This window comes from Stenotrophomonas daejeonensis, assembly GCF_001431505.1.
In the GTDB taxonomy this organism is placed as follows: domain Bacteria; phylum Pseudomonadota; class Gammaproteobacteria; order Xanthomonadales; family Xanthomonadaceae; genus Stenotrophomonas; species Stenotrophomonas daejeonensis.
This window is the reverse complement of sequence record NZ_LDJP01000107.1, coordinates 1-7462: the sequence shown is the minus strand read 5'-3', so window position 1 is coordinate 7462 and position 7462 is coordinate 1. Positions and strand designations below refer to the sequence as shown.

Below are 7462 nucleotides of genomic sequence, written 5' to 3'. Positions count from 1 at the left end.
CTGCTGTCGAACCGGATCCAGTGACCGCCTGGCTTGCCCTTGTTCGTGCTGGCTCTCGCAAAAGCGGGCCGAAGATACCGTTCAAGCTCCAGGGCGGAAAAGGGTTCCGATGTGCCGGATCTACGGTGCGAGCTCGAAGGCTCAAGTGCGGAGACGGCATCATCGGAACCTCCCGGATCACTCCGGGGAAGTCTGCCTGATCGGGGCTGGCTTCAAGACACAAGATGCGGGGCTTGCCCCGCATGGGCTTTACCAAAAAAACCTGTCGCGACAGACATCGCTCCTGCATCAAGGGCTAACGCGATCCGTGGGCTTCGCCGTTATCCTGCGCCCATGAAAACCCTCCTTGCGCGGCACGGAAGAATCCTGCGATTGGCCGGCTTGCTGGCGCTGGCCGGCTATGCGCTGTACCTGCTGGCGGGCAACGTGTTCCTCAACAGCCATTTCGGTCACGAGCTGCTCAACCGCAGGCCGGAGGCGTTCACGATGGAATGGAACGGCGGCCGCACCTTCTGGCCGGGACGGGTGACGCTGCGCGAGGTACGCATGCGCGGGCACGCGCGGCGCGTGCAATGGTCGGCGCAGGCCGATGCGGTGCGCGGGCGCATCGCATTGTGGCCGCTGCTGCACAAGGAACTGCGGGTGCCGTGGGTCGAGGCCGATGGCGTCACCGGTTCGCTCACGCGCGCCGCGCGGGAACGGCCGGCACCGCCGCCGCGGCCGGGTGGCTGGATGCTGGACTTCCGGCGCATCGCCACCGGCAGCCTGCGCAGGGCCACGCTGGGCGACTGGCAGGTCACCGGCAATGGCCGCGCCGAAGTCGGCTTCGGCAAGCAACTGCGCGGCGGGCCGATGGAACTGCGGCCTTCCACGCTGCAGTTCGATGCGGCGCGGGTGAGCCGCGGCGACATCCAGTGGCTGCGCGATGTGCGGTTGTCCTCCACATTCGCCCTGCCGCGGCATGTCTCGGCCGAGCATCCCGGCTTCGCCAAGCTCGACCTGCTCGCCGCGACGCTGGACCTGCACGGCACCACTATCGGCCTGCAGTCCACGCTGGATGGCGAGGGCCGCTACGATTTCGCGGTGCTGCCCGGCGATGGCGAGCTGCAGGCGAAGCTGTCGCTGGACCGCGGCACGCTGGCGCCCGGCAGCCAACTGCAACTGCGCTTGCCGCTGTCGAACGTGGATGCGCAAGGCACGCGTGTCGCCAACCGGTTCGACCTGCGCGCGACGGTGGACGACGCCCTGCACCTGCGCGCCACGCTGCCCGACCTGGACGGCCGGCATCCATCGCTCGACGCCACGCTCGACGTGCCCGGCATCGCCTTGCCGTTGAAGGATTGGCACGAGCGGCTGATGGCGGCCAGCGGCGAAGTGCGTGCGCACGGCCATCTGCCGTCCATCGGCGGCGTGGTCGCACTGTTCACCCAGGCCGACTGGATGGGGCTGGAAGGCAGCGGCACCGTCGATGCCGACCTCAAGCTCGCCGACGGGCGTCTGCTCGACGGCAGCCGCTTGCAGGTGAGCGACGTCGAAGCGCGTGCGGACGTGCTGGGCAACCGTTTCCGCGGCAAGGCGCGCGCGCAGGCGAATATCGCCAACGACGCCGCCGGCAACCCGCAATCGCGGCTGGACGTGGTGATGGAAGCCTTCAGCGCCGCGCCTTCGGATGCGCCGGGCAAGCCGTATTTCACTGGCGAACGGCTGCGCCTGGAAACGCTGGCCGACGCACGGCTGGACCGCATGAAGGAAAGCATGCAGGCGCGGGTGCGCTTCGAGCGCGCGCGCATTCCCGAACTAGTGGTGTTCAACCCGCACCTGCCCAACGACACGCTGCGCTTTGCCGGCGGCAGCGGCATGCTCAGCGGCGACCTGCGGCTGGACGGCGATGGCGACGTGGGGCGCGGCACGCTGCGCGTCGAGGGCCGGCAGGTGCGGCTGGCGGTGGCCGGCATGGACCTGCGCGGCGACGTGGTGCTGGATGCGCGGCTGCGGCGCGGCAACCTGCACAAGGGCGAATTCGAACTGGGCGACAGCAGCGCCAGCGTGCGCAACGTCGCCTTCACCGAGCCCGGCGGCACCACCCATTCGGGCTGGTGGGCGACGCTGGACATCGACAGCGGCCGCGCCGAATGGAAGACGCCTTCCTCGGCCAGCGGCAACCTGCGGGTGCGCATGCGCGACGTCGGCTTCTTGCTGGCGATGTTCGCCGACCGCACCGACCTGCCGGCGTGGGTCGGCAAGGTGGTCGATGCCGGCGAGGCGAGGCTGAGCGGCAAGTGGCTGTGGCAGGGCAAGCGGCTGGTGCTGGACCAGGCGCGCGCGCAGAACGAGCGCTTCACCGTCGATGCGCGGCTGGCGCTGGAAGGCCCGCGCCGGCACGGCGACCTGCACCTGAAGTGGGGCATCCTCGGCGTCGGCGTGGAGCTGCAGGACGGCAACCGCAAGTACCACCTGCGCGGCGCGCGGCAGTGGTACGACAGCCGGCCGCCGTTGTTGCCGTAGGCGCCGGGCTTGCCCGGCACGGGGCTTGACCGGGAAGGCTGCATGCGGGGCAAGCCCCGCATCTACGGGAAGCGGGCAGTCCACCGTAGGTGCCGGGCTTGCCCGGCACGGGCTTCGCCGATAACACCCCATGCGGGGCGAGCCCCGCATCTACTTGATTCAGGCCTTCATCGTGCCGGTATCCAGCCAGCGCTGGTGCCAGGAAAGCGCCTCGTTCAACAGGTGCGGGGTGTGCTTGCCGTGGCTGTCACGACTGGCACGGTCGAAATAGTCCTGCAGCTGCGCGCGGAAATCCGGATGCACGCAGTTGTCGATCAACGCGCGCGCACGCCTGCGCGGCGGCAGCCCGCGCAGGTCGGCCAGGCCCTGTTCGGTGACGATCACCGCCACGTCGTGCTCGGTGTGGTCGACGTGGCTGACCATCGGCACGATCGCCGAGATGCTGCCGTTCTTGGCGGTGGACGGGCTCAGGAAGATCGACAGGAAGCCGTTGCGGGCGAAGTCGCCCGAGCCGCCGATGCCGTTCATGATGCTGCTGCCCATCACGTGGGTGGAGTTGACGTTGCCGTAGATGTCGGCCTCGATCATGCCGTTCATGCCGATGCAGCCCAGCCGCCGTACCAGCTCCGGGTGGTTGGACACCTCCTGCGAACGCATGATGATGCGCTGCCGGTAGAAGTCGAGGTCGCGCATGAACGCCTCGCTCGCTTCCGGGCTGAGCGCGAAGCCGGTGCACGAGGCATAGCGCAGCACGCCGGATTTGAGCAGGTCGAGCATGCCGTCCTGGATCACCTCGGTGAACGCTTCAAGGTCGCGGAAGCCGCTGCTGGCCAGCCCGGCCAGCACCGCGTTGGGGATGTTGCCCACGCCCGACTGCAGCGGCAGCAGGTTGGCCGGCAGGCGCCCGCGCGCCACTTCGTGCTTGAGGAATTCGATCAGATGCCCGGCGATGCGCTGGCTGTCGGCGTCGGGCGGGTTGAATGGGCTGTTGCGGTCCGGCGCGTCGGTCAGCACCACCGCGACGATCTTGTCCGGGTCGCAGCGCAGCGTGGTTTGGCCGATGCGCTCGTCGCCGCGCACCAGCGGGATCGGCTTGCGGTGCGGCGGCAGCGCGGTGCCGTAGTAGATGTCGTGCATGCCGTCGATGCCGGCCGGCTGCCACTGGTTGACTTCGATGATGACTTTCTTCGCCAGGTCCAGCCAGGTCTTGTTGTTGCCGACCGAGGTGGACGGCACCAGCGTGCCGTCGGCATGGATCGCCGAAACCTCGACCACCGCGGTGTCGATCTCGTTGTAGAAGCCGAACCACACGTGCTGGGCCACGTGCGAGAGGTGGATGTCGAGGTAGTCCAGCTTGCCGGCGTTGATGCGCCTGCGCGCGTCCGGGTCGCTCTGGAACGGCATGCGCATGGCGATGCCATCGACCTTGGCCAACGCACCGTCCAGCTCCGGCGCGGTGGACGCGCCGGTGAGCAGGTTGATGCGGAATGCCTCGCCGCGCCCGTGCGCCTGTTCGATGCGCCGGGCCAGGAACTGCGGCACCGCCTTGGGGTAGCCGGAGCCGGTGAAGCCGCTCATGGCGACGGTTTCGCCGGGGTTGATCAGGGCGGCGGCGGCCTCGGCCGAAACGATGCGCTGGCGCAGGCCGGGGTGGAGGATGCGGTCGATGGACATGGCGATGACGTTACCTGGGGACGCGATTGTCGGATGCATGCGGCCGGGCGTCCTTGATCCGGCGCAACGACCACCGGCCGGAACTATACCCGCGGGTATCGTTTGGCACCCGCCATCCCTGGCGGGTGCCCTGCGGGCCATCGGCGGGCGATGTCAAAAGCCGCTCCCGGCGGCTTTTTGCACTGCAGCGTGCAACTTGCCGGTCGAGCCCGCAGGATCGCCCTGCATCCCGACGTGGGGGAGGGAGCAAAGCCCGCTGGCAGTTCGCTGCCAGCGGGCTTTTTTTATGCCCTGCTCCACGACGCCGCGCCGGCAATGCCAGAATCGGCCCATGCCGACTTTCGCCCCCGATATGCCCGAAACCCTCGCTGCGCTGGCCGACCGCGCCATCGCCCGCTTGAAGCTGGCGCTGCCCGATCCGGCGCAGTGGCCGCCGGCCGCCGGTTTCGAGGCGAACCTGCGGCAGCTGGCCATCGCCAGCGATTTCGCCATCGACACCCTGTGCCGGCAGCCGGAACTGCTGGCGCTGCTGGCCGAGCCGGACCCGCCGCCGTTGCCGCTGCCGTCGCTGGACCCGCTGCAACCCAGCGCCTGGCCGGCGCAACTGCGCCGCCACCGTGCCGCCGCCTCCACCCGGCTGGTCTGGCGCGACCTGCTCGGGCTGGACGCGGTGGACGCCACCCTGCGCGGCGCCACCCGGCTGGCCGAGGACTGCCTGCAACTGGCGCTGGCCGCGCTGGAGCAGGAATTCGCCCAGCGCCACGGCGTGGTCCGCGCCGAGGACGGCAGCGTGCAGCGGCTGGTGGTGTTCGGGCTGGGCAAGCTCGGCGGCGGCGAGCTGAACTTCTCCTCCGACATCGACCTGGTCTACGCCTACCCGCAGGCCGGCGAGTCCGACGGCGCGCGCCCGCTGGCGGCCGAGGAATACTTCGCCCGGCTCGGCCAGCGGCTGGCGCGGCTGCTGGACGAAACCACCGCCGACGGCTTCTGCCACCGCGTGGACCTGCGCCTGCGCCCGTTCGGCAACGCCGGGCGGGTGGCGCTGTCGTTCGCGGGCATGGACCAGTATTTCCAGCGCGAAGGCCGCGACTGGGAGCGCTATGCGTGGATCAAGGCGCGCGCGGTGGCCGGCGACGTCGCCGCCGGCGAGGCGTGGCTGGAGACGCTGCGCCCGTTCGTCTACCGCCGCTACCTCGACTACACCGCGCTGGACGGCCTGCGCGAAATGAAGGCGGCGATCACCGCCGAGGTCGCCCGCAGCGACCGCTTCGACGACATCAAGCGCGGCCCGGGCGGCATCCGCGAGATCGAATTCCTCGCCCAGGCGCTGCAACTGATCCGTGGCGGCCGCGAGCCGACGCTGCGCGAACGGCGCCTGCTGCCGGCGTTGCAGGCGCTGGTGGCGGCCGGGCAGATGGATGCCGCCGATGGCGCGGCGCTGGCCGTGGCCTACCGCTTCCTGCGCCGACTGGAGAACCGCCTGCAGATGCTGCGCGACGCGCAGACCCATCGCCTGCCCGCCGATGCACTGGACGCCGAGCGCATCGCGCACGGGCTGGGCTACCCGGGCCGCGACGCCTTGCTGCAGGCCCTGGACGAACAACGCCGCTGCGTGGGCGCCGAGTTCGCCGCGCTGCTGGCCCCGCGCCGCGGCCAGGCCGCGCCGGACGTGCTGTCCAGCTACTGGCGGGTGCTGCCCGGTGGTGGCGACGCCATGGTACTGGCCGAGGCCGGTTTCGCCGATGCCAACGGCGCCGACCAGTCGCTGCGCGAGTTCGCCCAGTCGCTGGGCGTGAAATCGCTGTCGGACAACGCCCGCGCACGGCTGGACCGGGTGCTGCCGGCGCTGCTGCATGCCGCCACCCGCTCGCCGCAGCCGGATGCCGCGCTGCGCCGGGTGCTCGGCCTGCTGCAGGCGATCCTGCGCCGCACCAGCTACCTCGCCCTGCTGGACGAACAGCCCAGCGCGCTGACCCGGCTGGTCAACGTGCTGGCGCGCAGTGCCCTGTTGTCCGAACGGCTGATGGCCTTCCCGCTGCTGCTGGACGAACTGCTGGACACGCGCGTGGCCGGGCCGCTGCCGGAGGCGCCGGAAATGCATGCCGCCTGCGCCGCCGCGCTGGCCATCGACGACCCGGAAGCGGCGCTGCGCACGCTCAACGAAACCCGGCTGGCGTTGAGCTTCCGCATGGCGCTGGCCTTCCACGACGGCCGCCAGCGCGCGGTGGACTGCACCCGCCAGCTGGCGCAGCTGGCCGACGCCGTGGTAGTGACGGTGCTGGACATGGCGCGCGCCGACCTTGCCGCCGCGCATGGCGAAGTGCCCGGCGGCCGTTTCGCGATCATCGGCTACGGCAGCCTGGGCGGGCTGGAACTGGGCTTCGGCTCGGACCTGGACCTGGTGTTCCTGTACGACCACCCGGCCGCGGCCGAGGAGAGCGATGGCCCGCGCCCGCTGGAAAGCAGTCGCTGGTTCGCGCGGCTGGCACAGAAGGTGATGGCGCTGCTGTCGGCGGTGACCGCCGCCGGGCGCCTGTACGACATCGACGTGCGCCTGCGCCCGGACGGCGGCAAGGGCGCGCTGGTGTCCTCGCTGGCCAGCTATACCGAGTACCAGCGCGAGCGCGCATGGACGTGGGAGCACCAGGCGCTGGTGCGCGCCCGCGGCATCGCCGGCGACGCCACGCTGCTGGCCGACTTCGAGCGGGTGCGCTGCACCACGCTGGCGGGCACCCGCGACCCCGACACGCTGTTCGGCGACGTGTTGAAGATGCGCGCGCGCATGCGCGCAGAGCTGGACCGCAGCGACGCGGCACGGCTGGACCTCAAGCAAGGTGCCGGCGGGCTGGTCGACCTGGAATTCGTGCTGCAGACCGGCGTGCTGGCCTGCACCGCGCAACAGCCGGCGTTGTGCGGACCGCGCGAGACGCCGCGGTTGGTCGACGCATTGGCCGCCAGTGGCTGGCTGCCGGCCGATACCGCTGCGGCCTTGCACGCGGCGCATGCCGACCTGCTCGACGCGGGCCTGTCCTGCACCCTGGACCGGCGCCCGCGCATCACCGCGCCGACGCCGGAAATCGAAGCCGCATGCGCGGCGATCACCGCGGCGGCGATCGCCAAAGGGCTGCCGTTCGAGCCGGGTGCATGAAAAGCCCCTCTCCCTCCGGGGTGAGAGGGGCAGCTTGCGAACCACGGGTTCGCTGCCCCTTGAACGCCCTTGCGCCAGCGCAAGGGCCGGGCGCGGAGCGGGGGTTGGGGTGAGGGGCAATGGAGTCCCGATGGT

General features: G+C 70.7%; 3 protein-coding genes. 2 read left to right on the top strand and 1 reads right to left on the bottom strand.

Translation table 11 applies throughout. From position 1 onward, the window contains the following. Positions 1 to 333: 333 nt before the first annotated feature. Positions 334 to 2505 (top strand): AsmA family protein, encoded by a 2172-nt coding sequence (locus ABB34_RS14320; RefSeq protein ID WP_152979645.1) that lies wholly within the window; start codon positions 334 to 336, stop codon positions 2503 to 2505. A 159-nt stretch (positions 2506 to 2664) separates the two neighbouring features. Here the strand turns inward: ABB34_RS14320 and scpC are convergent, their stop codons facing one another. After that, positions 2665 to 4179: a succinyl-CoA:acetate CoA-transferase ScpC gene (scpC, locus tag ABB34_RS14315; protein WP_057642053.1), complete on the bottom strand. Its 1515-nt coding sequence runs from the start codon at positions 4177 to 4179 to the stop codon at positions 2665 to 2667. A gap of 331 nt (positions 4180 to 4510) precedes the next feature. Here scpC and glnE point away from each other — a divergent pair, with 331 nt between their 5' ends. Then, a complete protein-coding gene (glnE, locus tag ABB34_RS14310) occupies positions 4511 to 7327 on the top strand; it encodes a bifunctional [glutamate--ammonia ligase]-adenylyl-L-tyrosine phosphorylase/[glutamate--ammonia-ligase] adenylyltransferase (RefSeq protein ID WP_245625463.1) in 2817 nt (938 codons plus the stop codon). The last annotated feature ends 135 nt before the right edge of the window (positions 7328 to 7462 follow it).